Raw genomic sequence first — 25,990 nt, forward strand, 5'->3', positions numbered from 1 at the left:
TCTCATCACTTGTTCCCTGAGCGGTGTCCTTAACATCTTCCTGATGTTTATTCCTTCCTCATCCCAGAGGTGATCCTATTGTCATTCCTTTGTCGTTACCATCCTAGTAACGAGTTGCGTCCGTTCAATGTCCGCTTTGCTATCCGTGCTGATTATTCATCCTGAACAACCAAATCTTCGTCCTGAAGATGACCCAAATCCTTGGTCTTTATCCATTTCCTACCGACTCCCTGTCGACGGAATTCATATTACTCATTTGGAAATTTTCGACAATGGAGGGAGAAGCGGATTATTCATAAAAAAATGCTCAAATAACCGACCATCTATTAAATATCAATAACTTATGTATATTTATTATCTGTAATCCCACGTAGAAAGAGATATGTCCTACTAGGTGTGTAAGAGATCTCTCACAAAGGTAATAGGTGATCGGCTCTATTTACTACCATGGAGTAATACCCGTTAGGAGTATAGATAATAACCAAAGGAGATCTAAATCACACATGTAATGTATATGCATAATTATTGCATTTTATTGTGTGAAGTTTCACGTGTGCTATTAAGACCAGATTGGAAAATGTGTTTGGGATTGACGATGTCGCAATGAAAACACAATCCCCAATATCGTGAAATGACACGGACAGGAATACTGATGTGAATTTTGCGGTTTTATTCGCCAGCGAACCCCTCTACAATGTGCGGTCTAATGAGCGACTGCCCACGTAGGCGACTTATCGACTTCCCCATGAATGAGATCCGCATGACTGCTACTTTAACTGCCGAACAATCTGATACCCCGATGACTCCACAGTCTGTACTGCGTAACGTATTTGGTTACCAGGCATTCCGTGTCGGTCAGCAAGAGGTGATTGAGGCAGCGATGGCTGGTCAAGATAGTTTGGTGATCATGCCGACTGGTGGTGGGAAGTCATTATGTTATCAAATTCCCGCATTGGTGATGGATGGCATCACTTTGGTCATTTCTCCTCTGATTTCATTGATGAAAGATCAAGTTGACCAATTAAAAGCCAATGGTGTGTCTGCAGAGTGTGTGAACTCGACGATGACCCGTGAAGAGTTGCAGGGGGTGTATAGCCGTATCCACACAGGCGAACTGAAGCTGTTGTATGTGTCACCGGAACGAGTCTTGACCAACGACTTTATTGACCGCCTTGATACCATGAATATCGCGATGATCGCGGTGGATGAAGCGCATTGTATTTCACAGTGGGGACACGACTTTCGCCGCGAATATGCTGCGTTAGGGCAACTCAAGCAACGCTTTCAGCATGTGCCAATGATGGCGTTGACCGCAACAGCCGATAATGCTACACGCAGTGATATATTGAGTCGCTTAAGTCTGGTCGACCCTCATGTTTACTTAGGCAGCTTCGACCGCCCGAATATTCGTTATACCTTAATGGAAAAGCATAAGCCCGTGGCGCAAGTCGTGCGCTATATCACGACCACGCAACGCGGTCAGTGTGGCATCATTTATTGCGGTAGCCGTAAGAAAGTAGAAATGGTGACGGAGAAGCTTTGCAATAATCATATTCGTGCCGCCGGCTATCATGCGGGGATGGAAACTGATGAGCGCGCTTGGGTGCAAGAGGCCTTTCAGCGTGATGATGTGCAAATTGTCGTCGCCACCGTTGCCTTTGGTATGGGCATCAACAAGCCCAATGTGCGGTTTGTCTTGCATTTTGATATCCCGCGCAACATTGAATCTTATTATCAGGAAACCGGTCGAGCGGGCCGTGATGGGTTACCGGCTGAGGCGGTGATGTTATACGATCCATCAGACATCAACTGGTTACGCCGGATGTTAGATGAGAAAGAAGACGGGCCGCAAAAACACGTCGAGGCACATAAGCTCAATGCGATGAACAGCTTTGCGGAAGCGCAAACCTGCCGTCGACAAGTGTTATTAAATTACTTTGGCGAATATCGCGATACGCCGTGTGGTAACTGTGATGTGTGCTTGGACCCACCGAAACGTTTTGATGCCACGGAAGAGGCACGCAAAGCGTTATCTTGCGTTTATCGAGTGAATCAAAGCTTTGGGGTGAGTTATATTGTTGAAGTTCTCCGAGGGATGCAAAACATTCGTATCCGCGAGAATGGCCACGATAAAATATCCACCTATGGGCTCGGACGTGACCATAGCCATGACTATTGGGTCAGTATTTTTCGTCAATTGATCCACAAGGGATTATTACATCAAAATATTACTCGTAACTCGACCTTACAGCTCACCGAAGAAGCGAGGCCGTTGCTGCGTGGTGATATGGAACTGGAATTGGCCGTACCACGTTTAGATACTGCATCGCGTTCTGCCAAAGCCGATAAATTATCGAGTAAGAACTACGATAAGAAGTTATTTTCGAAACTGCGTCATTTACGTAAAAGTATTGCCGATGAAGAAGAGCTGCCACCTTATGTGGTCTTTAACGATGCCACATTGATTGAAATGGCTGAAATGTTGCCGACTTCTTACGGAGAGATGTTAGCGGTCAACGGTGTTGGTCAACGTAAGTTGGATAAATACGCCGATGCCTTCCTCGACTTAATTCAGGAGCACTTAACCAATCATGGCTGAGTTTACAGTGGATAGCGCGCTTCTCTCTCAAGGGAAGCTATTAATTCATACCCCAACCTGGGATTTTGATTCCTTTGCCGCCATCGGTGAAGAGCTGGTGACGTTGTTGTCTGCCACAGTGAAAGAACGCCAGATGGATGCGGATTTGCATACATGGCTGGTGGATTTTGAAGGCAGCCTTTTGTTGTTAAAAGCCGAACATTACAGTGAGACAATTTGGCTAGAAACCCTGTCTGGTGATGAAGACCAAGCGGTGATTCGTTTTATTGCGACACTGCTTGCTGGTTAACGCGACGTTCACGGCGTTGCTCCCCGCTTACGCCATTTTATTGGTAATTTTACGAATAATTCTCATTACTTCACCTTAGCAACGAAAATATAACTAATTATCCGTATTTTATGGAACGGTATGCCGGAAAATGTATCTAATCACCTTATCAAGTATGTTGATTCCGTGTCAGTCTGTTAGTATTCGTCCTCACAGAGAAAGGTGTCCTTAGAATGCTTTTAGCATCTATTTGGGCGTCATTCTATTCTTGTGGGTCATGTTAGGTAAGAGAACAAAAAGCAAAGCAACTATTATGAAAAACGTCATTGAACGAAGAGGTGAGCGCTGCGATGTGCTAAGTCCGGACGGTGTTTTACTCGTGTCTTTTACACCCACCTTCCAACCGATTTTTAACAACAATAATCAAGCGTTATGTGGCTTTGAATGTTTACCTGAAATGCAATTTAATGCGGGTGAAGACTATTACGCCAGCAATTTTTTTCTACATAATGATATCGATTGCATAAGATCGTTAGTTCTCCAACAAATCAAATTTGCTATCCAATGCATTCAAACAACGCAGTGTCGGGTGAGTGTGAATGTGGATATGAGCGATCTCAATGACGCAGAGTTTTTCAACAAAATAATGTCGCTTAGCATGCCTCATTTAGTGCTTGAATTAGATGGCTATGACCTCGATGAGGCGCAAATACCTCAGTTGGTTCGTCATGTTCGCCAATTACAAAAAGCGGGGGTGGAATTATGGTTGGACAATTACGATGCCCGTCAATCCACCCATAATCAGTATTTAAAGCTCAGAGAATGGGAAGGGATCAAGCTCGCGCCCGAGTTTTCGGAGTATTTGATGCACAACCCGAAAAAATGCTCGGTACTTGAAAAATTACCCACCTATGTGTCGACCGTGATCATGGACGGCGTGAACAGCGAACCTCAACATGCATTCTCGCAAACGCATGCGCTCAGTTCACAAGGGATTTACTATTCTTATCCACTATATAGCCAAGAGGCTTATCAGTATGTGGGCTGTAAAGCTTCCGCCTAATACGCTCTCAGTAAAGTAAGAAAAGGCCAACTTTTATGGGGTAACTCCATAATCCGTTGGCCTTTTTTTTGGACAATTATTGAGAATACCAGCCTTGCTGATACGCCATACTACCGAAGTTGGCATAAGCGTGGGCTTCTTGTGTTAATGCCGCATCGGGTTGGCTAGGTATTAACTTCTCATCCTGAAGTAAGAACGTCAGTGGCGCTTTCTCAGGCTGAAAAATGATCGCTTTATTGCCTTTTAAGTAAGCAAAGTTTTTATCATATTGCAGCATTGCTCTAGGTTGCGACTCGGACATTGGTTTTGTGAAATCGTTACCTATCATAGGGTGCGCGCCGGATGCACCAATCAGGGACAGGAGTGTTGGTCCCAGATCGATTTGGCTAGCCAGTCGGTTTTCTACTTGATGCGGGACGTCATGACCAAAAATAACCGCAGGGATATGGAAGTGGCGCACTGGGACTAAGTTCGCACCCTGAACGCGCGAGTCGTGATCCGCGACGACGACGAAGATAGTATCTTTCCAATAGTCCGATTGTTTGGCTTTTTTGACAAATTCGCCCAGAGCGTAATCCGAGTACTTGGCGGCATTATTCCGAGTCTGCTTGGGATGATCGTAAGGAGTGATGGTGCCATCTGGATAATCATACGGAGAATGATTCGATGAGGTAAAAACCAAACTAAAGAAGGGCTTGCCTTGTTGATGGAGTTGCGTGAACTCGCGATCGGCTTGGGTATATAAATCGCCATCTGAGGCGCCCCAAGAGCCTAAAAAGTTGATATTGGCAAAGTCACTGCCTTCGACAATATCTTGAAAACCATTCCCTAAGAAAAACGTCTTCATATTATCAAAGTGGGCCTCACCGCCATAAATAAATTGAGTATGGTAGCCGCGCTGACCGAGAAAACTGGCGAGCGTAAAGAAATTTTGTTGAGACTTACCTAATTTCACCACCGAGCGTGCTGGCGTTGGCGTAAACCCAGTGACTACCGCTTCAATGCCGCGCACCGACCGGGTTCCCGTGGCGTACAACTGCGTGAAGTTCCAGCCTTCGTCCATGATCTTATCAAGATTAGGCGTTAGCGGTAGCCCACCAAGCTTGCCCACATATCGAGCGCCTAAGCTCTCTTGCAGCAAAATGACGAGATTTTTTTTACGCCCAGGGAAACTCGAGGTATGCATTGTTTTGGTGGGGGCCGTTGCATCAGTATATGTGGCCTCTTTATTTTGCATCGTACTGTGAATGAGCTTGAGCAGAACCTCTTGCTTCATGGGCCCGTAGTAATCTGCACTCGATTTTTCATCTTTTGCTTGTTTCCACGCAAAGGCGACAGAATAAGCCGAGTTTAAACTCAGATCATTTAATAAATGATCCGTTGAAAAAGCCACTAACGCAGGATTGATAGGGCGATGTTCTAACGTGCCTCGCGCTGCCAAGACAAGCAAGCATGTGAGGACGAATTGCATGGTAATTTGTCGAAAGAACACCCCTTTGCTCTCACTGCGCCAAACACGATCAAACAGTTTGGCGAATACCCACCCTGAGATCAAAAGCGCAGCGAGCACCAGCACAATCTCGGTTTTATACCCGGCAAAGAGCATCGAGGAGACTTCTTTGGGGTAAATTAAGTAATCGAGAAATAAGCGGTTTGGGCGTAAATCGTATTCTAAGATAAACGTCGGGGTGATGAGCTCAAAGAAAAGAATGAGAAGGCTTCCCCCGACAAGATACAGTTTGAGTGGCAAACGTAAGTATTGAGGAAGGCGGATAAGGGTCGCGATAATAACCAGCAACAAGGCAGGCGCAAAAAGATACCCTAATGAAGAGAGATCGATGCGCAGGCCACCGATAAAAATGTGAGCATATTGACCACTGTGTGCAAACACCCGCTCGCTTTGCCAGAGTGAGAGTATTAGCCGCGATAGGCTAAGCAGAAGCAAATCAATAAGAAAAAAGCACAGTAACGGTTGCAACACACCAGCTTTTAGCACGCTGGCTTTATGACGAGGCATTAATGTAGCCATAACACGGTTCCCCAAACGGATAGTGAACAAAGGAAGCTGACAAGGACAAGTGCGGAACCTATGTTTTTTGCCACCCCTGATAATAAGTGATACTCCAATCCAACGCGATCAATCATCACTTCGATAGCGGTATTGATCATTTCGGCTATTAAGACGAAGACCATACTCAGGATGACGAATAATGTTTGTATGGCTGGTAACTCAAGCCAGAAAGCGACAATGGTGAGAGGGACAAATAGCAATATCTCTTGTTTAAACGCCGCTTCATTTTGGCAAAGCCACTTGAGTCCATTAAAGCTATGGACAAAACTATACAGAATCCGGTGCAGGCCGGTGCGTTTGATGATGAGGTCTTCTTTCATGATTCATCAGCTCTATACGTAAGATTATGGTTAGCGAATGACGGCAGGGAATGAATAGGAATGCCTATCCAGCCGTTTCATCACAACGGTCAATATCACCTTGATGCCCTATAGAATGTTCATCACGAGCAAAAAACCGCATACTATTAAAACTTATACATTCAAGACGTCTACACCACCTAAATGTATGATTTATGTGAACTCGGTAGATTTATATATGTAATTTGCAATTAGGCAAATGGTAATGAAGGGCTGCAAACTTTACAGAAGTGAACTTGACCTTTTTTCTTCGTTGATGTTTAAAGTTTCAGAAACCCACTATTTATGGTTATATATTTGAATTTATTATAAATTTTTAATTTTTCATAACGAAAAGCTTGAGGATTATTAATCTTGGACATTCTTTCAATACTGGAAGTGGGAAAGGCAAAGGTCTGTGGTTGTCGATAAAAAATGAACATTTCAATTCTAGGTGTGCATACTGTGGTGAGGAAAGCCATCAGTTGCAAGTGGAGCATGTTTTCATGTTCAATCGCACTGAATACGGATTACACCATCCAGGTAACACGGTTCCTTGTTGTAAATTTTGTAATACCCGATTTAAAAATAACGAGAACATGTATTGCTCTTGGGAAGAGCATTTACTGAAAGTATGTCAGAATAGAAATGAACTTGATAAGTTTGAGATAAGAAAAAAGGTGATCCTTGATAACTTTGAGAGGTTTGCTTATCCGAAACTGAATGATAAAGAAAAGCATGCGATAAGAGTGATAGCGAATAGTCTGTATGAAAACATAAAAACTGAATCTGATAAGTCATTGAGTCTATATAAGCAGCTAGATGAAGCATTTGTGAAGTGATATATAGTCGATTTTTTAGCTTTTTAGATGCTAGTTATCTGGTAATAAATCTGTAGAATATGCCAGCTTATAACATAGGTTAAGGTTGATGTGATTTTGAACAATGCTATCGATTTATTTGCTGGTGCAGGTGGTTTCAGCTTATCGGCTCATCGTTTAGGCCTAGATATCTTAGCCGCTATTGAACTCGATAAGTCTGCGGCTCAGACCTATCGATTGAATATGATCGAAAGACTAGGCCAAAACACTCGCTTACTCAATGAGGATATCCTTCAGATAGAACCTGAAAATTTAAGAGATTCTTTAGGTATTAACGCTGGTGAGTTGTCTTTGATTTTAGGCGGTCCACCATGCCAGGGGTTCTCTAGTCATCGTATTAGAAATGCCGGAGTTGATGATCCACGTAATCTTTTACTATTAAGGTATTTTGATTTTGTCGAGGCATTCGCACCTAAAGCTTTCTTAGTAGAAAATGTGTCAGGTCTTTTTTGGGAAAGACATAAGGAATACTTGAACAAATTTTTAGCACTTGCGCAAGAGAATAATTACAACATCGTATTCTGCGATACTTTAAATACAAAAGACTATGGAGTTCCACAAAATAGGAAAAGAGCTTTTATCTTAGGTATTAGACGAGATATCGCATTCAATGCAAAATCTTTCCCTCCTACACAAACCCATTTTTCACCAGTATCAAAGCAAGTTCAGAATGGTTCTGCAGCATGGAGGCCTTCATCGTGTGTCTTCGAACCTCTAAGTCCAGAACTAGTGGAACGATATATTGAAGAGCATTTTCGGAGTCACTCTAATATGAGTGATGATGAAGCAAGAAATTTACTGTTTAGTTTAGAGTCTGGTACTGAAGTCAGTGTAAATGACCCGTGTAATATACACATGCAGCCATCAGAAAGAATGGAAACTCGATTTCAACATACAAGACTGAATGGAAGTCGTATCGATGCTGGCCCAGAGTTTGAATTAGATTGTCATGCCAATGGTTATGCAGGCCATAAAGATGTTTATGGTAGGATGATGATACATCAGCCATCAAACACTATAACAACGGGTTGTAACAATCCATCTAAAGGTCGTTTTGTCCATCCTTGGAGAAATCATGGTATTACGCTAAGGCATGCCGCTAGATTACAAACGTTCCCAGATGATTTCATATTTACAGGTAGTTCTACTCATCAAGCTAAGCAGATCGGTAATGCTGTCCCCCCAATGCTTGCGGAAGTTCTAATAAATGCCATTATGAATGGAATGGAATAATAAGAAGGTCTACAATGTAGACCTTCTTGCTTATCAATAAGATAAACTTTTAGTATGTAAAACATACAGTTTAATCCGCATCCTCAGAGGTTGACATGGCATATGAATTAAAATTTGATCCTAAAACCATCGAACATTTAGGCGTAAAAATGTACTCGACCTTACCTCCTGCACTGGGAGAGATTATTTCTAATGCATATGATGCGGATGCAGATAAGGTTGAATTGAATTTCCATGAACAAAATCAGACCCCAAAAGCAATAACGGTCAAAGATGATGGGTATGGAATGAGCTCAGATGATATTCAAACTAAATTTTTAGTTATTGGTAGAAACCGTAGAAATTCTGATGGGGATGTTCCGACGCGTAAGCACGGACGACTACCTACTGGAAAGAAAGGCTTAGGTAAGTTAGCTTTATTTGGTTTAGCTAAAGTTATTACTGTAGACACTATTAAAGATGGGCTTCGCAATCGATTTGTTCTTGAATGGGATAATCTACTGTCTGCTGATGGGGTTTATAGTCCTAAGATAGAGGTATCCGACGAAAAAACGAGTAAAGAGAACGGAACTACAATAAAGCTGTCGGAGTTGAAAAGAAAAACCCCTTTCGACTTAGAAGGTATCGCTGACAGCTTGTCAAAAATGTTTATCATAGACTCTTCATTTTCTATTGTTTTAAAGTCAAAAAATGGTAAGGAATTACTAGTTGATAATGATAGAAAATACAAACAGATAGAAGAGCAATTCTCTTGGGATGAAAATGATCTTATCCCTCAAGAGAGTATGTATAGGGATAAGATCCAGCTTCGATTAATAACCGCTAAAACACCCATTTCTCCTAGCTCAGGACTAAGGGGTATCACTCTGTTCTCTCGAGGAAAGTTGGTTAATGCACCTGAATATTTTGCATCAAGTACATCAAGCCATTTCTTTCAGTATTTAACAGGGTGGATAAAAGCTGACTTTATTGACCTGCTGGATGAAGATGTAATTTCCACTAACCGGCAAGCTATTAATTGGGATCATCCTGAAATGGAACAGTTAAGGGCGTTCTTATCCGACCTAATTGTGCAAGTAGGGCGTGAATGGCGAAAAAAAAGAGAAGTCAAAAAAAATGAGGAGTTCACAGTAAGTACTGGTATTGACAAAGAGAAATGGCTTTCTACGATGTCTAAGGATGTTAGGAGACCATTGCGGAAAATTGTCGATACTATGACCAAAGGCGAAGAAGTTTCAGAAACGTATTTACCAGTGATATCTGCTCTCTATGAGATTGTTCCAGAATACCCTGACTTACATTGGCGACATCTCCATGAAGAGATTCGGGAGAGAATTCAACCTTACTACTCTAATAATCAATTTGCAGAAGCAGCAGATCAGGGAACTAAAATTTACGCTCAGTTATTGCGAAAAATGAGTGGTGTGAATAAAGATGGAACTGATCTCGCTAGTGTGTTTAATAGTAAGCCACCCAAGATAAAAATTGCCGATATTAGTACTGATAGCGGATGGAATATCCAAGAAGGGCAAGGCCATATGACAAGAGGTGTAATGGCTGGCTTTAGAAATCCAATGAATCATGCGCCTTTCGACGCTTTAGTTCCCGGAACATTCTCTCAATTGGATTGTTTGAATATACTCAGTTTAATATCATATTTAACGACTAGATTGGACTATGCTATTGATATTGAAAAAGAGGATAGTTAAGTTGATGAAATCGTTATTTTTATTTAGCTAAAGTTCATTAATGAGCAAAGTTCCTTAAATTGTTTTGATTTTTAGAGGATGCTTAATAGTCATCCTTTTTACATTTTTATCTTTAAGAGTTCTTCAGCATACACTGAGTGAATCAGGGCGGACTTGCTATGAAATACCTCACTAATTATATGAATTTTTATATTGTAAATGTTTATATAGAATAATAAATAGGTTAGCATATAAGTTATATATCAATACTAAGAATGTTATCATGTCACAAGAACTAATTGAAAGTCTATCCTCTCGAAGTATCGATTCCTTCTCGAATTATATAAAGCAGATTCGCTTTCCTTTTTTTAAAAAACTTAAAAAAAATTCAGAGATAAATTTTGAATACCCATTCACAGTGCTCGTTGGCCCAAATGGTTCCGGCAAGTCATCAACGCTACAAGCTTTATATGGTTGTCCAGCAAAAAATAACGTTGCTCATTATTGGTTCTCTACAGCAATCGATCCAATAAAGGAAAGTGGTGATGAAGCACATCGATATATTTATAAATATAAGCCTGAACGATACCCAAATGATATCGAAATAGTCCAACTAAGACGGAAGCGTGACAACGATCCGGACTATTGGGAAACGGCAAGGCCGAGAACAACGGATGGAATGGCTCCTATGCCAACGTTCAAAAAAAAGCATGAACATCTAAGAAATCAGACTCGTTGGAAAAAAATGGTCAAGAATGTTGTATATATTGATTTTCGATCTGAACTTAGTGCTTTTGATAAGTTTTTCTACTTCGGTACATTCGCAAAAAGCGATAACATAGAGTCTCCTCAAGATTTCCTTCGTTATCGCTCAGAGAAGCTAAATAGACATATAACCAACTTCGATGGGAGCCCTCTGTTTTGGCATACACGTACTACGAAATCTATTGATGAATTAACGAGTAAAGAATTAGAATGGACCAATCGGATACTTGGTAAATACTATGTCAGCGCTAAAATTGTTAAACATAACTTTTTTAATAACGATGGATACTCAATTATCTTTACTAACAATGATGATTCATATAGTGAAGCAGTTGCTGGTAGTGGTGAAGTTTCCGTTGTTAACTGTGTAGTGAAAGTATTGAGAGCTCCCCCTCAATCCTTAATTCTTCTAGATGAACCCGAAGTTTCATTGCACCCAGGCGCACAAACTGAACTTAGAACATTACTACTCACATCGATACAAAAGAATAGTTGCCAAGTAATCATGTCTACACACTCTGAGCATTTTGTTCAGTCTCTGCCAGATAAAGCTGTGAAATTGTATCAATATGAAGAAACTACAGATTCTTACTCAATACTTAATAATTGTTCACCTGAACAAGCATTCATTCGTCTTGGTTCTTCTTTACACAATTCTAGTAAAAAGAAGGTTTATGTAGAAGATGAGCTAGCAAAAAAATTAGTACTTGAAGCTATAGCAGAGATCGATGAAGAGTCTCTGTGTTCATTTGACGTTATTCCTTATCCCGGAGGTGCCAACACAATGTTGAATAACCTTCTAGTGCATTTCGCAGCTTCTCAGATAAATACAGATGATATCGTCTTATTGGATGGAGACATGCGTAAATCAATTAATATTGAACAAAGAACTCAGTACGAAGATGAATTAGACAATGGGAGTATAGAACTTAAACGTTATGCTAATGATATACCTGAGTCTTCATTTAATTGCCTAGATGAAATTTTAAAGTCTCAAATCGGTATCTCTGGAGACTCTTTCAAATTGCCACTTAATGGTGGGAATGCCTCTAATGACCAACAGGCAATTGATTTTAAACTTAGAATTCTAGATATATATCATAAAAAATTTACATTCATGAATGTGGATACGCCAGAAGAATTTATTTGGGAAATGGCTAAAAACGATAATGTCGGATTAATGAATATTGACGTTATAAAAAATACCTTCCCTCAGAAAAATTATAAAGATAAATTTGTTAGATTGACCGAATCATTGCATGGTGCTCAAAGTGATGCTAGAAAAATTTTCGATACTCAAATGATTTTCTTACATCAGCGAGATAAAGAACATCCGAGTTGGATAGAATTCAAAGAGCTCATCCAAAGCATATTGTCTATACAACCAATTTTATATTGTAATCATGTATGATTTTAGTGAATATCATTTGACCCACCACATTAAAGAATACTGTGGTGGGTGGTGTTTTTTCTAAGTCACTGTATTTTAGTTTTTAAACTACAATCTTGAGAGTTATTCAATGTTCTGGATCTAAACATTGATTTTTTGTATTTATTTGTTAATTATCATTTGTTTACCATTTGTTTTTGGTCGTATTGTTGAGTCTTAACCACCACTTTAACCACCAGTTGGATTATTTTAACTTTTCATATCGTTCATCGATGAGTTTCTTGATCACATCGCTAATGTTCGAATCATCCTGCTCCACTAGCCATGTTAGCCGCGTTTTAGTACGGTCTGTCATAGAAACACTGTAGGGGCGTTTGCCTTTCGTTTTCTCGCGAAACTTCTTCTGATTCCAAGATGCCTTCATCTTCCTGATGGTTAGTTCTGTTTCCAATGGATACATCAAGAGGTAATAGTCAAAATAAGCGATTAATGCATGATAGCTTTCACTTTCTGATATGGGATTCCAAGGTAAAGAAAACCTCCGAGTATTCTTAGAAAGATAATCGATGCATGACTCAATCTGGTTAGGATTCTTCTGGTCAAACCATTTGACTAACTTGCGATGTTCCGAAGAGGAGTAGCACATTTGCCAAAGATCATTAACTAAGTCAATCAAGTACTCTTGGCCCTCTAGATTTATGTTACTTCTCAGAAATATCTTTCTTATCAATCGGTATCGTGATTTAAATTCTGTTAGGGATCTCAAGCTGTCACGTGGGATATTTAACTTCAATGGAACAGGGTTTTTCAGATAATCTCGAGATCTTGGCCAACGTCGCATACTTCCATTTTGCAAGGGGGAAAAATTATACTTATCGTCGTCTGATTTGTTTCCGAGTGAGTTTTTTAGTAAAAAAGTCAGAACAAACCCGCAAGCTCTATAACTTGTCTTTAGATGTAAAAACTCGTCATCATGTAGCCGTTCAGCTTGAAAGAAATCATTCTCAATTTCTTTCAATGGTATTTTCGTAAGAGTTTGCTTTTCTATCCTTTCAACAGATTTATTTAGGACTCTATTGGCTCTCTTTAGCGTTCTACATTCATCAATTAAGGTTTTTATTCCCCCTTCATTTTCGTACCTGCTATCCAGTTCCAATGCATAGAACATAGCTTCTATCCACGAGTGGACATGTAACAAGTCTTCTGTATCCACCGAGTAACCTCTTAAAATTACGTATTTTTCTCATGATGTTTTTATTGTGATTTAATGTCAAATAACATTTCATTTAACATTGATTACATAGTAATTTTTTAGTGTTTTTTTTGTTGTTCTATTTTTTAATAAGGTATTGAGTGTTCTAGGCTTTAAGTGATTATAACCTTTGAAAAGGAATAACTTGAGAGTGAATTTCATGCTTTGTGCGACAGATGGAGTTTTGTCAGAACTGGTTTGTGACCGAGTAACACGCCGAGTTTAAGTGACGGTATGGTTAATATATTTGGTTAAAGGATTTAGTTATAAGAACTACACCTACCTTAAGTAGGTTAGGAAGATAAGGTAAAAAATTATATGAGAAGAGATTCCTGTAGATTAACAACACAGGTATCAACTCATGAGAAAATCTACATATCAAGGATTACCCACATTAGGCTCATCATATGATCTTAACTGCGATTATCTGGATACTATTCGTAATCCTATGGATAAAGCTGTCGATGAGTACCCACGTGTATTTGCAGTTAGGTTTGACCTTCATCAACCAGAACTTGATGCTTTTGACTGTCTTAGCCGTGATGAAATTTTTGGTAATGATTCCTTAAGTATTCGCCGTACCGATTTAGCAACTCGATTCATTAGATCATTAAAGGCCAAGCTGGAGGCTCATGAGCGGAAAGCTCGCAGAGAGGGGACAAGAGTCTATCCTTGTACCGTGAGGTTCGTGTGGGTTAGAGAACGTGATAAATCGGCCCATGACCATTATCACTTTGTTTTACTATTGAACAGGGATCGTTTTTGGAGACTGGGTGACAGTAAAAAAACAGGCTCTTTAGCATGGACTATCACCAGTGCTTGGGCTAGTGCACTTAACTGTGATGTTGATACTATCCGTCGCCTTGTACATTTCCCTGATAATGCATGTTATGTCCTTGAGCGAAAGAGTAAGAGCTTTATTGAAGAGTATAACGACTTGTTTTGTAGGCTCAGTTACTTTGCCAAACATGCCACGAAGCATTACGGCGAAGACAATCGTTGTATAGGTCGAAGTATTCGTTAGGTTCAAACCAAGGTCTTTATCCAGAAAGCAAAAAAAAAGGGGGGGGAAAATCCCCCTTATCCTTTGTGACGATGCATTAAGTCCCATACACGCCACTGACTCGCTTGAATGTGAGTACAAGAGTCACGTTTAAGCTGAGTCAATGTGAAGGTATTTGATAAGGGGTCACCGCTCAGACAGTAGCTACAGAACTGATGACAGTTTTTATTAAACAAGGAATAGTCTGTTTGCATACCAAGCATAGCTTCTGCAATTTGAGCGGTAGATTCACTGCCAGTAGAATTGCCGTAAGAATCGCAACTCACGTAAATGGATATGGCTGTAGTATCAGCCAGAAACTGACGAATTGATACGGCTTCGATAAGACCTTTTCCATTCCGATGGATTATACGGCCACCTCCAACATAGACACCTGAATGTTCAGCATATCCAAATACAAGATCGCAATACACAATGCTACCTCTGATTGGGTGATTAGTTTTCCAGAATAAATTTTGGATTAAGCTTTTTGATAATCTATCTAAAACAAAGGTTCCTATTAGGTGATATGGATTCATTTTATTTGCTCTCAAATGTAATAATGGCGAAACTCAAAAAGGCTCTGAGCCTAATGCTTATAAGGGATTAGCGATCCCGCCCCCTCACGAAATGACTAGGCTTAAAGCTCAAGAGAAACAAAGTCTTTATCGACTTCATCTTGAGTGATACCGATATAGCGAAGCGTGACGCCCTCGGATGTGTGACGAAGCATTTTCATGACACGGCCTATATCCTTTGTAGATTGGTAAAGAAAGTAGCCTCGCGTCTTTCTCATTGAGTGAGTACCTAACGCAATATTTAGCTCTTGGCCTACTTGTTGAAATGCCATAGACACGGCGCGTCGCGTGATTGGCTGGGGTGGTTTGTTTTTCAACTGTTGGCACCGGTAGGATTGAAATAAGTAGATGTGGTCGGGATGTTGCTCCCTTAATCTAGCAATATGCTGCTGCGCTTTGGTATTGAGCTGAATGTTTGCCAGCTTGCCAGTTTTACTTTCACGAATAATAAGTCGGTCACCATGAATGTCTTCAAAGCGGATCGATAACAAATCAGAAATCCGCAGTGCCAGGTTTAACCCGATATGCCACACATCGGCCATTTGTGGATTACAACGAATACTCAGTAAATGACCAATCAGGCGTATGGTGTCATCATCTTTGATTGCTTGGACCTCAGCCATAATCTGCTTCCTTTTTTTTCTGTAGAAGGATGTTTTGGGAAGCACAGAGCCGACGATATTAAGAATCCCTTGTCTAATAAGGAATTAGAGCTTCCCGTTTTAACAATATGGGAAGCAGGCATCGGTGCAGCTCTATGCTGATGGTTTTGTTGAATGATTGGTTACGGAGGGGAGTGTTCCGGGGTGGTAAGTGGATTGGCTCTGGTTACTAGCCACACTTAATCTGAATTTGGTTGTAAGCGTCCATTGCCACATAAGCTAGAAAGTTACACTCCCACATTTCATACAGCTCAGTGGTCTCTTGTAGGTGCATGCCCAGCCAGCCGCTAAATCGAGCGAAGGCGACGTTGTTAGCAAAATCAAAAGTCAGGTCGGGAACCAGTTCCGGTGTTTCGTCGCCCACATAAACGCGGTCCATTATTTCACTAATAGCAATATGGCTGTCTTTAATATCGATGGTGATAGAGACAGGATGAAACCCGCCGTCTTTCGGATGGTAACTGGTGTCCTTAAAACGGATAGTTAGCCGCCCTCGGTAATTAACATCATGAATAGAGCGTTTGATTAAGTCTTTGAGTTGGTGTGAAGGCTTGGCTCGCTTGCATGCGAACATAGCCAGGTTAGCAGCTTGATTCATAGTGACCTCTTTGAGGGAAATGGAGATTAGCGAATGGGGGTAATGTCGATTGAGATTGCAGAGTGTGCGATGAGCGAGTGAGTGATTGCTTTAAGCCAGCTGGCGAGTAAGGTTTGTACTTCCGGCCGTTGTAAGCTGCACTGCTTAATATCAGGGTGATAGAACCAACAACCCGCGAAGTTGAAATACAGCGATAACTCTTTTTGTGGCGAGCCTGTGACGACAACATCAAAGGTGGCGATAAAGCGAAGCTGCCATGGCGAATCACTGGATGTACGTTCTAGTTGAATTTCAATGGGCTGAAATCGTTGGTCAGTTTCTTGAGAGCGAATGTTTAACGCCAAACGCTCAATTGTATTAGGAATGGTCCTGTCCAATAGCAGGGCATCTAGAAAGCAATGCATTGGAGTAACGAGCTCATCATTAAGCCCGGAAATAATAAACTCACTCATATCAATCCCTTTTCAGCAAATGAGACACAGTCTTCACCAACAACGATGTGGTCTAAGACACGGATATCCACGAGCTTTAGAGCGTCGATAAGTCGCTGAGTAATGCGTTTGTCGGCTTGGCTAGGCTCAGCAATGCCGGAAGGATGGTTGTGGGCAAAAATCACCGCGGCAGCGTTGTGGTTTAGTGCTGTCTTCAATACTTCACGTGGATAAATCGAAGCGGCGTCAATCGTGCCAAAGAACAACTCTTCAAAACTGATCAATTGATGTTGGTTATCAAGAAACATCACGGCAAACACTTCACGCTCATGTGCTCCTAATTTGAGCTTTAAATACTCTTTAACATTGGTTGGATTAGTGAACGTGCCTTCACGTTTGTATTTCGTAGCTAGAGCTTCGGCTGCACGCTCTAGCAGCTCATTGAGTTCTGAAGTCTCAAAGGGGTAGTCATGGTCAGTATTTGGGGTACGCATAAGGGCTCCTTAGACTATCTGTTTGGTTATGCGTACTGATGAAATATATCTGAAAGGGTTTTAAATCAGGCTTGTTAGGAATTGGAGGATAGAAAGCAAACGTGCCCAGAGACGGGTAAAAAATAACTGACTTGCAGTTGTTATGTAGGAATCGCTGTAAAGCAAGTTATTAACAATAAAGCCGAATCAGAGAGTGTATCGGCTTTTTAGTCTCTGGAAAGTATGACAATGAGTATAGAAATTTATGTAGAAGCGGCCATGGTGAGAAAACAAAGAGGTCGTCTTGTTGGTGGTATTGCGTACATAGCACTCGATGCTGATGGATGTATTGATAGTGAAGATTGGGATCCTGTTGACTATGTCAAAGACCGGGCTTACCTAGAGCTATCAGCGCTTGCTTTTGGATTAGAGAATGCCAGAGATGGCGATATTATTTATTCAAGCAGCGATTATTGCGTCAAGGGCTTTAATGAGTGGTTAGATGGCTGGAAGCGACGAGATTGGCGTAAAGCAAATAAAGAATCGATAGCTAATGCAGAGCTCTGGCGGCTGGTGGATGAAAGAAGCGCGGAGAAGCGTGTTGAGGTGAGGAAAGTCGCTGCCTGTTCAGCAGGGAAAGATGCCGCTTATAGATACGCTCTCCTGGCGACGAAGCGTCTGTTGTAAAGACAATGAATCACTTGCTGGAACTACCAGCAAGTGATTCATCTTTGTGTGCTGATCTGTACAGGACTGTTAGCTGTAGTCTCTGAGTAGGCGAGTAGGAAAAGTAAAAAATAACGCAGAGGCCTTTGTTATGAGTTGAACTACATAACAAGGTTTTAAAATGTTGAATTTCCTTAACTTAGAGCAAGTGACAACTAAGACAACACTATGCAAAAGCACTATTTATGAGCTAATGAAAAATGGGGAGTTTCCAAAAAACTTCACTGTATCAGGTAAGCGTAAGGCTTGGCTTGAAAGTGATGTTGAAGATTGGATGATGAGTAAAATGGAAGGGTGCAATCAAGAGTTTAAGGATGTATTCTAAACGCAGTACATTTGCAGGCATTCAGGGTATAAAATGGCTACTACTAAAACTGCAACGTTAACCATACGAGTTGAACCAAATTTAAAGGAAGCGTTGCGTACAGCGGCTCAAGCTGAACATCGCTCTATCGCAAATATGATTGAAGTGATGATTCGCGAGCATTGTGAAAAAAACGGTATAGCTATAGATAACGACCAAGAATTAGATCAGCGTCAGGAGCTAAAGAAATGATTAAAACGGTTAAACAGGCATGTAGTTTCAACCCTGTAATTCAGGACTACAGGATGAGCCAAGGGATTGAAAACCTGGCGGATCTAATTACTGATGAAGGTGATGGAAGTGAGTTCTTTTCACGAAACTTCGTGACTCACGGTATGGAGCAACTTTTCCGAGAAGGTATGCTTCGTTTGTCTGGCAAATCGGATCAAGCCGTTTTCGAATTAACTCAAGCGATGGGTGGTGGTAAAACCCACATGATGATCGCTCTAGGCCTACTTGCCAAACATGCTCATTTAAGGCCCACTGTATTACCTGAAAGCCTTAGTAGTCGCTTAGATTTCGGCAAAGCTCGAATTGCTGCTTTTAATGGACGAAACAACCCGAGCAACTATATTTGGGGTGATATCTGCACACAACTTGGTGCCGAAGAACAAATTAGAGAGCACTGGGTTAATGGCCCTAAACCAGTTGATCAGCAGAAATGGAAAGACATCATCGGAGACACACCAACTCTGATTATGATTGATGAGCTACCTCCTTATTTGAACGTTGCTAGTACGCAGGTTTTAGGTTCCGGCACGTTAGCTGATATGGTCGTTTATAGCTTAAGTACTTTAATGAGTGCAGCCTTAGAGCTACCAAATTGCTGTATCGTTATGGCTAACCTATCAGGCAGTTATAAGGCACAGACAAAAGCACTTGCAGACTCTATATCTAACCTGCAACAAGAAACTCGCCGTCAATCAATGACCATTACCCCTGTGCAATTATCGGGTAATGAAATCTATGAGATTTTGAAAAAGCGTCTTATTGATGAAATGCCTAGTCAGCAAGTAATCAACGACATTGCGGAAGAGTACGCACAACAAATCAAAAAAGCGGAAGACGGCGGCTACATTATTGCGTCAAGCATTGAGCAGATAGCCGAGCAAATTCGAGAAACATACCCGTTCCACCCTTCTTTCAAACACCTAGTTGCTCTGTTCAAAGAGAATGAAGGTTTTCGTCAAACGCGAGGTTTGATGCAATTTACTGCTCGACTTCTGAAAAGTGTTGAGCAAAGAAAAACCGATGATGTGTTTCTTATTGGTACTCAGCACCTCGATTTAAATGACGAGCAAGTGAAAGATGAAATCGAGAGAATTTCTCCAAAGCTGGTACCGGCGATAACACGAGATATTGCAGACAAAGGGGATGCAATCGCTGAAATTATCGATGCAGAACAAAGCAATGATGCGGCAGTTCAGTTGATGACTCTTTTATTAGCGTCGTCTCTCTCGCGAGCAGTTGGTGGACGTATCGGTTTATCAGAAAGCGAAATTATTGAGTTTTTAGCAGCTCCAAACCGTAAAGCAGATGAGTTCTTAGAAGCTATCCAGAAACTACGTGAACAAGCCTGGTATCTGCACCGTGAAGACGAACGTTTCTTTATAAAGGAAACAGAAAACTTATCTCGCCAGATAGAAAGAAGCGCCAAAGAAATCCCACAACCTAAAATTGACCAAGCGTTGATCAATCGCTTGAAAGGTATATTGCAACCTAACACTCGCAGTACTTACCAGGATGTTCAAATTTTGCCTCGAATGGATGAGCTTAAGCTTAGTGGCCCTCGCACGCTCATCGTTATAAAGCCTGATGGTAAAGTGCCACCAAGTGAGCTAATGAACTTCTTTGAGTTCCAGCAAGAGAAAAACAACCTTTTAGTACTCACTGGACAAGATAGCATCATGGCGGATGCTGTTGAAGAAAGGTTGCGTGAACTATATGCATTAGAGCTAATTAACAAAAAGCTGAAATCTGGTGACACATTATTCGAAGAAGCTAGAGATCGATTAGAAGAGGCTGAAGGGCGTTTTGCCAAAGCACTGTCTGCATCTTATAACACGATTCTTTTCCCAGGTATTGATGAGTTAGATGGCTCCGAGCGTTTGCTAAAAGTGACGATCGATAATGGATTAAAAATCGGCGAGGGTGAGCAGTCTGCTGAAGTACAAATTGACAAGTTAATGGCAGATCCTCGTGCCAACTATAAATTAGCAGCAGATCTCAAAGAAGACTTTGCCCAGTATTTTGCAATGGCAGAGGCTGAGCTTTGGCCGTCAGGTGCTGGAAATAGACGTACTCCATGGAAAGATGTAGTAAGCAAAGCTAAGTGCAATCCTGCTTGGCCTTGGATGCCTGGTAACAGCGGTATGGATACATTAAAAGCAGAAGCGCTCAAACAAGGTCGCTGGCGACAAGGTGAAGATGGTTACATTGAAAAAGGACCATTCCCTAAAGAAAAGACGAGCGTCAACGTTTCGTTACTAAGTACACATCCAGATACTGGAGAGTCAGTGCTTAGTTTAACGCCAAGAAATGCTGGAGATAGTCCGATAATTCACTACTCAACTAAGTCAGAGGTTTTTGAGACAGACGCGCAAGTTGAAGATAGCGAAAGCTTTAGTACAACTGAAAGTACGCTCTATTTCTTAGTGAGAGATCCAAGTGGAAAGTATGAGACAGGTGCGGCTACTCGTTGGGTCGCGGATCTTAAGATAAGACATCAGGTTGAGGCGTTAGCAGATAAACGAAAAATTACTCTGCAATGTACGCCACATGCTGACATGTTTTACACGTTGGATGGTTCTAACCCTAAAGATGGCTCCGTTTATGACAAGCCGTTCGATATCGGTTCGGATGCAACGTTATTATTAGTGTACGCCAAATCAGGTGAAGCTTCTAAAACAGCGGAATTTTCTATTCCACATGTTGGCGATAAAACTGTAAAAATTGACGACACTAAACCAGCAAGAATCAATAGTGCAAAGCGTGTATCACTCGATACTACCGATAAGGTTTTCTCAGTTATTAATCGATTTAAAGATCAGGCTTCAACTCAATTTAAAGGAGTTAGGATCGAAATTGGTGAAGGTGAAAACACCGTTGGTATCCGCTTTGGTGAACGCCAAGTTACAGCGATCATGATCGAAAAAACAGTGAACAGTCTAAGAGAACTACTCAATGAGGCGGATGCAGCGGTTACGGTTAACGTCAGAGATGGCATCGAGTTTGAAAACGGTTTTGAAGCAAAAGAGTTCGCTAAGTTAGCAGGAATTGAGCTTCGTCCTGGTGATGTGGTGCAGGAAGAATAATCCTGTATGTGTAAAGTAAACAGTGATGAGGAGAAAAATATGTCAAAGGTAACAGCAAAACAAAATGCGCCTAAATATTCGACGCTTGGTTTTGGGGTACCAGCCTCCAGCGATCCTCATCACTTTAAAGTTATCATTCCAAAAGCGAATAGTGGAAAAGTTGAAATTAGTGAGCATCTGGGCATGCAAGCTCAGAGCGAAGAGCTATCGGTTATTGAGCGTGTAGTGCTGGATCGTTCTTGCTGGACGGCAATACGAGCAGAGGTGCAGCGAGCGTTTAATGCTCGTTTGAAAAGTTATGATCTAAAGCCAAGCTCATGGAAAGTGGGTGAGAACGTTGTCGACCGCTTGCTAGGTAAAGAGCTTTGTGTACTTGCTTGGGCGATAGAGGGTATGGACGCTGAAAATATCTCTGTCGCTGTTCGCAACTGGTTAGCCCTTCGTCCTGAAGAGCGCTGGTGGTTATTTGGTATGACGGCAATGAGTACAGGCCACAAGGATGACCGTGATGTAGGTTGGCGTATTGCGCTGCGCCACGCTCTTGGTGACATTGTACAGACAGAGTCGCTGGAAAAAGACAAACAAGTTCGTGAAGTGTCACCAAGTTACTCATTGGTTCAAGGCGAGAGTGAGGACAACCTGCAACCAGCTAATGAGAGCTCACGTAAGCCTGCTGAGAGTTTAGCTGAGCTGCCGGCTGGTAATGAAAATCCAGTAGGTCAAGACGAGGAAACTCCATTACCCGTTACTGAACTGAAAGAAGAGAGTTCATTAGCGGAGGATGTACTATTCCTATTTGAGGCTAAGAAGGCTAAAGCTGGTGGTCACCCAGTTGGTGATATGAGTAAGCCCGAATTTGTTGTTGGAAAAGGTTCGACGGCAAACGTAGCTGTGGCGAAATCGTTACGACCTGCGATTCGTGAATTACGCCAGAAGCTTTTAGACGAAGGTGTTCTGGTGGAGGACGGAGAGGTGTATTCCTTTACATGTGATTACTCGTTTAAAAGTCCAAGTTTGGCTGCTTGTGTGATTGCAGGGAACCCTCGCAGTGGCATGGATGCTTGGCGAGATTTAAAAGGTCGCAGCCTCAAAGAGTTGGGTTACGGCAAAAAAACTAACTAAATTCGCAGTAGGGTGATAAGAAATCTATGTCCCTAAATCCACCGAAATAAATATAGAGCGATTTTCTAACATATCGCTCTTTTTGGAGACAAAACTAAATGGCACAACTAACGCCCTTTGCATTAAAAGATGCTCCTGCGCTAATTGAAGCAGTGTTCCCTGCACAAAAAGTTTCTTTCGAAGCTCAAAAAGAAAGAAAAGCGAACCTTGGTCAGACACTAACTGGACTGGGCTCATACTGGAAAGGCCGTAAGCCTCTGATTTTGGTACGCTCAGTTGTACTTGGTAGCCTATTGCCACAAACAAATGATACTGAGAAAGACTTAGAAATCTTCGAGATGTTGATGGCATTCGATAATGAGAGTCTAGCCAAAAGAGCCTTAATTCAGAACGCAATCAAACCTAAAGACATAGCAGAGAAAGTAAGCCTTCATAATCCGTGGGATTATTTTGCTCACAATGTAAAAGTAGATAGTACGCGCTTTAGTGAGGTTGATTCTTTGATTTTTCCTCTATCCCCTGATGAGTTGGGCTTAAAACTGCGTTGGCGACGTGATATCGAAGAAAAAGATAAAATCAGTTTGTTAGCTCTATATCTTGATACTATTGAAGGCTACGAAGAGAAATCACTGTTATGTAAACGTCCTGAAGAAGTCGATCAAGCTTGGTTAACACAACACGTATGGGCAAAAGTAAATAGCCATTATAAAGACTTAGGCATAGAAGCTAATTCTCATCAGGAACTTGTTGAGCAACTAGGTATATTAAGGTACGGGCATAAGCCAAGAGTAGCTGACACTTTTAGCGGCGGTGGTTCGATACCATTTGAAGCGGCGCGTCTGGGTTGCGATGTGTATGCTTCAGACCTTAACCCAATAGCTCTCATGCTAACTTGGGGAGCTCTAAACATTATTGGAGCATCACCAGAAAGAAAGGCTGAAATTGAGAGCAAACAGAAAGAAGTTGCGAAAGCAGTAGATGATGAAATCACGGCTTTAGGGATAGAGCATGATGAACATGGCAACCGAGCAAAAGCCTACCTTTACTGTTTAGAAACAAAATGTCCTGAGACAGGTTGGCTTGTGCCTATGTCTCCTACTTGGGTGATCTCTAAACAAAAAAATACCATAGCTAGATTGATCCCTAACTATGAGGTTAAGCGTTTCGATATAGAAGTTGTTAGCAATGTATCCGCTTCTGAGATGAAGCAAGCAAATGAAGGAACAGTCAGAGAGGGCGCTTTAGTTTATGAGCTTGATGGTAAAACTTACCGCACCCCGATAAAAACATTGCGAGGCGACTACAAAGATTCTGACGGGACTAATAAAAATCGTCTGAGAAAGTGGGAAAAAGAAGATTTCGCTCCGCGTGGTGATGATATTTTTCAAGAACGCCTATATGCAATCCACTGGATAACAAAAAGTAGCTTGGATCAATCGAGACAAGAAACGTTCTTTACAGGTGTATCACAAGAGGATATCCAACGAGAACAAAAAGTTAATCAGCTCGTTTCTGACAATATAGTCAAATGGCAGCATGAGGGGCTCGTTCCTGATATGGCTATTGAGTCTGGTTACAATACAGATCAACCAATTCGAGAGCGAGGTTGGACACACTGGCATCATTTATTCAATGCTCGACATTTGTTGATGTACGCTCTTTACTTTAAGAATAATACGCCAGAGGACTATATATTTAACGCTAAGTCATTGGATTGGAACTCTAGAATTGCAAACTGGATGATTCACTGGGAAAAAACGAACAATGTTTTCTATAACCAAGCACTAAATACTTTCTATAACTATGGAACTCGTTGTTTTACTAGTCATGAAGCAGGTCGCTCTTTCGGTTTTGCTAACAGTCCGATTTCTGATATTGATATTCAATTAAAAAACCATGAAGCAGATAAAGTAGACGTTGTTAATGATATTTATGTGACAGATCCACCATATGCTGATGCTGTACATTATCATGAAATAACAGAGTATTTTATTGCATGGCTACGCAAAAACCCACCAGCTCCATTCGATGAGTGGACCTGGGATTCTAGACGAGCACTTGCTATTAAGGGAGCAGGTGATAACTTCCGTAAAGGTATGGTTAATGCGTATAAAGCCATGGCAAATCATATGCCAGACAACGGTATGCAGTGTGTAATGTTTACCCACCAAGATACTGGCGTATGGTCAGATATGGTTGGTATATTCTGGGCGGCTGGGCTGCAAGTTGTAGGGGCTTGGTATATTGCTACAGAAACAAGCACTGAGTTAAAGAAAGGTGGCTATGTTCAAGGCACCGTGATTTTGATGTTACGTAAACGCCCTGCGGGAGAGAATTCTGGGTTTAAACAACGTCTGCTCCCTGCAGTTCGAGCTGAAGTGAAAAACCAGATCGAAACAATGATGCATCTGAATGATGAAGTGAAAGATAAGATGGGTGAGCCAATATTTAACGATTCTGACTTACAGATGGCAGGTTATGCCGCAGCGTTAAAAGTGCTTACATCTTATACCCACATTGGTGGTGAAGACGTAACAACATTCGCACTACGCCCCCGCACTAAAGGTGAAGTAACAGTCGTTGATGAAATCGTTCAACAAGCGGCAGAGGCTGCAAATAGCCTTTTAGTGCCTGAAGGGTTAAGCGCTGACACTTGGCAGAAGCTAAGTGGTATTCAACGTTTTTACTTAAGAATGATGGATATTGAGACCACTGGAGCTGGCAAGCTAGACAACTATCAAAACTTTGCTAAGGCATTCCGCGTTGAAGATTACACTCGTGTAATGGGAAGTATGGCTGCCAACAAAGCTCAATTGAAACGAATTCCAGAGTTTGAATCTCGTGACTTAACAGAAAGCAATGAGATAGGTTCAACATGGTTGGGGCAGTTAATTATAGGTTTACAGCAACTATTAGCCGAAGCTGAACCTCAAACTGTGATTAGTCACCTTCAGGAAGAACTACCTGAATTTATGGAAGTTCGACCGGTCTTAATAGATATGCTTAAGTTCATTGAAAGCAAAGCTCCGGTGCAAACCACCCGTGATGTCGCGGAAGTGCTGGGTGCTCGTTTACGCAATATGCGAGCGTTAGGAAACTAAGCGATCAATGATGAATTACTCATGGTGTGAG

The 25,990-nt window shown here is 41.5% G+C and carries 21 protein-coding genes; 13 read left to right on the forward strand and 8 right to left on the reverse strand.

The genetic code is table 11. From position 1 onward, the window contains the following. Positions 1-760 precede the first annotated feature (760 nt). The 3 genes from recQ (at position 761) to EAE30_RS05545 (ending at position 3,930) form a co-directional block, all read left to right on the forward strand. Positions 761-2,599 (forward strand): ATP-dependent DNA helicase RecQ, encoded by a 1,839-nt coding sequence (recQ, locus tag EAE30_RS05535; RefSeq protein ID WP_123015091.1) that lies wholly within the window; start codon positions 761-763, stop codon positions 2,597-2,599. Further along, complete coding sequence (locus EAE30_RS05540; RefSeq protein WP_123015092.1) at positions 2,592-2,888, forward strand: DUF3630 family protein; 297 nt, start codon at positions 2,592-2,594, stop codon at positions 2,886-2,888. The genes recQ and EAE30_RS05540 overlap by 8 nt, the downstream gene beginning before the upstream one ends. Positions 2,889-3,180: 292 nt before the next feature. Continuing rightward, complete coding sequence (locus EAE30_RS05545; RefSeq protein ID WP_164711802.1) at positions 3,181-3,930, forward strand: EAL domain-containing protein; 750 nt, start codon at positions 3,181-3,183, stop codon at positions 3,928-3,930. Positions 3,931-4,006: 76 nt separating this feature from the next. Here EAE30_RS05545 and EAE30_RS05550 read toward each other — a convergent pair whose 3' ends face one another. Beyond that, the gene (locus EAE30_RS05550) at positions 4,007-5,959 is read right to left on the reverse strand and encodes an LTA synthase family protein (RefSeq protein WP_123015094.1); all 1,953 of its coding nucleotides are present in this window, start codon (positions 5,957-5,959) and stop codon (positions 4,007-4,009) included. Continuing rightward, on the reverse strand, positions 5,947-6,321 hold the full coding sequence (locus tag EAE30_RS05555; protein WP_123015095.1) for a diacylglycerol kinase: 375 nt from the start codon (positions 6,319-6,321) through the stop codon (positions 5,947-5,949). The genes EAE30_RS05550 and EAE30_RS05555 overlap by 13 nt, the downstream gene beginning before the upstream one ends. A gap of 953 nt (positions 6,322-7,274) precedes the next feature. Between EAE30_RS05555 and EAE30_RS05565 the strand changes: the two genes are divergently transcribed. From EAE30_RS05565 to EAE30_RS05575, 3 genes are all read left to right on the forward strand, one after another. Beyond that, positions 7,275-8,453, forward strand: a complete 1,179-nt coding sequence (locus tag EAE30_RS05565; RefSeq protein WP_123017267.1) for a DNA cytosine methyltransferase — start codon at positions 7,275-7,277, stop codon at positions 8,451-8,453. A 95-nt stretch (positions 8,454-8,548) separates the two neighbouring features. Then, positions 8,549-10,162, forward strand: coding sequence for a TIGR02391 family protein (locus EAE30_RS05570; RefSeq protein WP_123015097.1), 1,614 nt, complete (start codon positions 8,549-8,551; stop codon positions 10,160-10,162). Between the two features lie 262 nt (positions 10,163-10,424). Then, a complete protein-coding gene (locus EAE30_RS05575; RefSeq protein WP_123015098.1) occupies positions 10,425-12,317 on the forward strand; it encodes an ATP-dependent nuclease in 1,893 nt (630 codons plus the stop codon). A 223-nt stretch (positions 12,318-12,540) separates the two neighbouring features. Here EAE30_RS05575 and EAE30_RS05580 read toward each other — a convergent pair whose 3' ends face one another. Beyond that, positions 12,541-13,509 (reverse strand): hypothetical protein, encoded by a 969-nt coding sequence (locus EAE30_RS05580; RefSeq protein WP_123015099.1) that lies wholly within the window; start codon positions 13,507-13,509, stop codon positions 12,541-12,543. Positions 13,510-13,909: 400 nt separating this feature from the next. Between EAE30_RS05580 and EAE30_RS05585 the strand changes: the two genes are divergently transcribed. Next, positions 13,910-14,572: an inovirus Gp2 family protein gene (locus EAE30_RS05585; RefSeq protein WP_123015100.1), complete on the forward strand. Its 663-nt coding sequence runs from the start codon at positions 13,910-13,912 to the stop codon at positions 14,570-14,572. 56 nt (positions 14,573-14,628) lie between these two features. On the opposite strand, the gene EAE30_RS05590 is transcribed toward EAE30_RS05585, so the two are convergent. The 5 genes from EAE30_RS05590 to radC all read right to left on the reverse strand — a co-directional run bounded on the left by EAE30_RS05590 (position 14,629) and on the right by radC (position 17,353). After that, positions 14,629-15,129 carry a lecithin retinol acyltransferase family protein gene (locus tag EAE30_RS05590; protein ID WP_123015101.1) on the reverse strand — a complete coding sequence of 167 codons (501 nt, stop codon included), beginning with the start codon at positions 15,127-15,129 and terminating at the stop codon, positions 14,629-14,631. 101 nt (positions 15,130-15,230) lie between these two features. Continuing rightward, positions 15,231-15,791, reverse strand: a complete 561-nt coding sequence (locus EAE30_RS05595; protein WP_123015102.1) for a tyrosine-type recombinase/integrase — start codon at positions 15,789-15,791, stop codon at positions 15,231-15,233. 208 nt (positions 15,792-15,999) lie between these two features. Continuing rightward, positions 16,000-16,428 carry a DUF2787 family protein gene (locus tag EAE30_RS05600; RefSeq protein WP_123015103.1) on the reverse strand — a complete coding sequence of 143 codons (429 nt, stop codon included), beginning with the start codon at positions 16,426-16,428 and terminating at the stop codon, positions 16,000-16,002. 26 nt (positions 16,429-16,454) lie between these two features. Further along, positions 16,455-16,880, reverse strand: a complete 426-nt coding sequence (locus EAE30_RS05605) for a DUF2787 family protein (RefSeq protein ID WP_123015104.1) — start codon at positions 16,878-16,880, stop codon at positions 16,455-16,457. Beyond that, the gene (radC, locus tag EAE30_RS05610) at positions 16,877-17,353 is read right to left on the reverse strand and encodes a RadC family protein (RefSeq protein ID WP_123015105.1); all 477 of its coding nucleotides are present in this window, start codon (positions 17,351-17,353) and stop codon (positions 16,877-16,879) included. Before radC ends, EAE30_RS05605 begins: the two co-directional genes overlap by 4 nt. 228 nt (positions 17,354-17,581) lie before the next feature. Here radC and EAE30_RS05615 point away from each other — a divergent pair, with 228 nt between their 5' ends. From EAE30_RS05615 to EAE30_RS05640, 6 genes are all read left to right on the forward strand, one after another. Further along, entirely contained in the window at positions 17,582-18,019 is a 438-nt protein-coding gene (locus EAE30_RS05615; protein WP_123015106.1) for an RNase H family protein, read from the forward strand. A gap of 160 nt (positions 18,020-18,179) precedes the next feature. Further along, entirely contained in the window at positions 18,180-18,383 is a 204-nt protein-coding gene (locus tag EAE30_RS05620) for a helix-turn-helix transcriptional regulator (RefSeq protein WP_086597664.1), read from the forward strand. A 33-nt stretch (positions 18,384-18,416) separates the two neighbouring features. After that, positions 18,417-18,614: a type II toxin-antitoxin system antitoxin gene (locus EAE30_RS05625; RefSeq protein WP_086597665.1), complete on the forward strand. Its 198-nt coding sequence runs from the start codon at positions 18,417-18,419 to the stop codon at positions 18,612-18,614. Beyond that, positions 18,611-21,736, forward strand: coding sequence for an anti-phage-associated DUF499 domain-containing protein (locus EAE30_RS05630; RefSeq protein ID WP_123015107.1), 3,126 nt, complete (start codon positions 18,611-18,613; stop codon positions 21,734-21,736). The genes EAE30_RS05625 and EAE30_RS05630 overlap by 4 nt, the downstream gene beginning before the upstream one ends. Before the next feature lie 39 nt (positions 21,737-21,775). Further along, a complete protein-coding gene (locus EAE30_RS05635; RefSeq protein WP_123015108.1) occupies positions 21,776-22,858 on the forward strand; it encodes an anti-phage-associated DUF3780 domain-containing protein in 1,083 nt (360 codons plus the stop codon). A 98-nt stretch (positions 22,859-22,956) separates the two neighbouring features. Then, positions 22,957-25,959, forward strand: coding sequence for an anti-phage-associated DUF1156 domain-containing protein (locus EAE30_RS05640; protein ID WP_123015109.1), 3,003 nt, complete (start codon positions 22,957-22,959; stop codon positions 25,957-25,959). Positions 25,960-25,990: the final 31 nt, after the last annotated feature.

The sequence above is a fragment of the Vibrio zhugei genome, assembly GCF_003716875.1.
Lineage (GTDB): Bacteria > Pseudomonadota > Gammaproteobacteria > Enterobacterales > Vibrionaceae > Vibrio > Vibrio zhugei.

What these genes read in the sequence shown, in the direction of transcription:
- EAE30_RS05555 (WP_123015095.1), bottom strand. Translation starts at nt 6,321, where the DNA reads ATGAAAGAAGACCTCATCATCAAACGCACCGGCCTGCACCGGATTCTG.
- EAE30_RS05620 (WP_086597664.1), top strand. Translation starts at nt 18,180, where the DNA reads ATGTTGAATTTCCTTAACTTAGAGCAAGTGACAACTAAGACAACACTA.
- EAE30_RS05600 (WP_123015103.1), bottom strand. Translation starts at nt 16,428, where the DNA reads ATGAATCAAGCTGCTAACCTGGCTATGTTCGCATGCAAGCGAGCCAAG.
- EAE30_RS05635 (WP_123015108.1), top strand. Translation starts at nt 21,776, where the DNA reads ATGTCAAAGGTAACAGCAAAACAAAATGCGCCTAAATATTCGACGCTT.
- EAE30_RS05605 (WP_123015104.1), bottom strand. Translation starts at nt 16,880, where the DNA reads ATGAGTGAGTTTATTATTTCCGGGCTTAATGATGAGCTCGTTACTCCA.
- EAE30_RS05595 (WP_123015102.1), bottom strand. Translation starts at nt 15,791, where the DNA reads ATGGCTGAGGTCCAAGCAATCAAAGATGATGACACCATACGCCTGATT.
- EAE30_RS05540 (WP_123015092.1), top strand. Translation starts at nt 2,592, where the DNA reads ATGGCTGAGTTTACAGTGGATAGCGCGCTTCTCTCTCAAGGGAAGCTA.
- recQ (WP_123015091.1), top strand. Translation starts at nt 761, where the DNA reads ATGACTGCTACTTTAACTGCCGAACAATCTGATACCCCGATGACTCCA.
- EAE30_RS05550 (WP_123015094.1), bottom strand. Translation starts at nt 5,959, where the DNA reads ATGGCTACATTAATGCCTCGTCATAAAGCCAGCGTGCTAAAAGCTGGT.
- EAE30_RS05570 (WP_123015097.1), top strand. Translation starts at nt 8,549, where the DNA reads ATGGCATATGAATTAAAATTTGATCCTAAAACCATCGAACATTTAGGC.
- EAE30_RS05545 (WP_164711802.1), top strand. Translation starts at nt 3,181, where the DNA reads ATGAAAAACGTCATTGAACGAAGAGGTGAGCGCTGCGATGTGCTAAGT.
- EAE30_RS05615 (WP_123015106.1), top strand. Translation starts at nt 17,582, where the DNA reads ATGAGTATAGAAATTTATGTAGAAGCGGCCATGGTGAGAAAACAAAGA.
- EAE30_RS05590 (WP_123015101.1), bottom strand. Translation starts at nt 15,129, where the DNA reads ATGAATCCATATCACCTAATAGGAACCTTTGTTTTAGATAGATTATCA.
- EAE30_RS05625 (WP_086597665.1), top strand. Translation starts at nt 18,417, where the DNA reads ATGGCTACTACTAAAACTGCAACGTTAACCATACGAGTTGAACCAAAT.
- EAE30_RS05630 (WP_123015107.1), top strand. Translation starts at nt 18,611, where the DNA reads ATGATTAAAACGGTTAAACAGGCATGTAGTTTCAACCCTGTAATTCAG.
- EAE30_RS05640 (WP_123015109.1), top strand. Translation starts at nt 22,957, where the DNA reads ATGGCACAACTAACGCCCTTTGCATTAAAAGATGCTCCTGCGCTAATT.
- EAE30_RS05585 (WP_123015100.1), top strand. Translation starts at nt 13,910, where the DNA reads ATGAGAAAATCTACATATCAAGGATTACCCACATTAGGCTCATCATAT.
- EAE30_RS05575 (WP_123015098.1), top strand. Translation starts at nt 10,425, where the DNA reads ATGTCACAAGAACTAATTGAAAGTCTATCCTCTCGAAGTATCGATTCC.
- radC (WP_123015105.1), bottom strand. Translation starts at nt 17,353, where the DNA reads ATGCGTACCCCAAATACTGACCATGACTACCCCTTTGAGACTTCAGAA.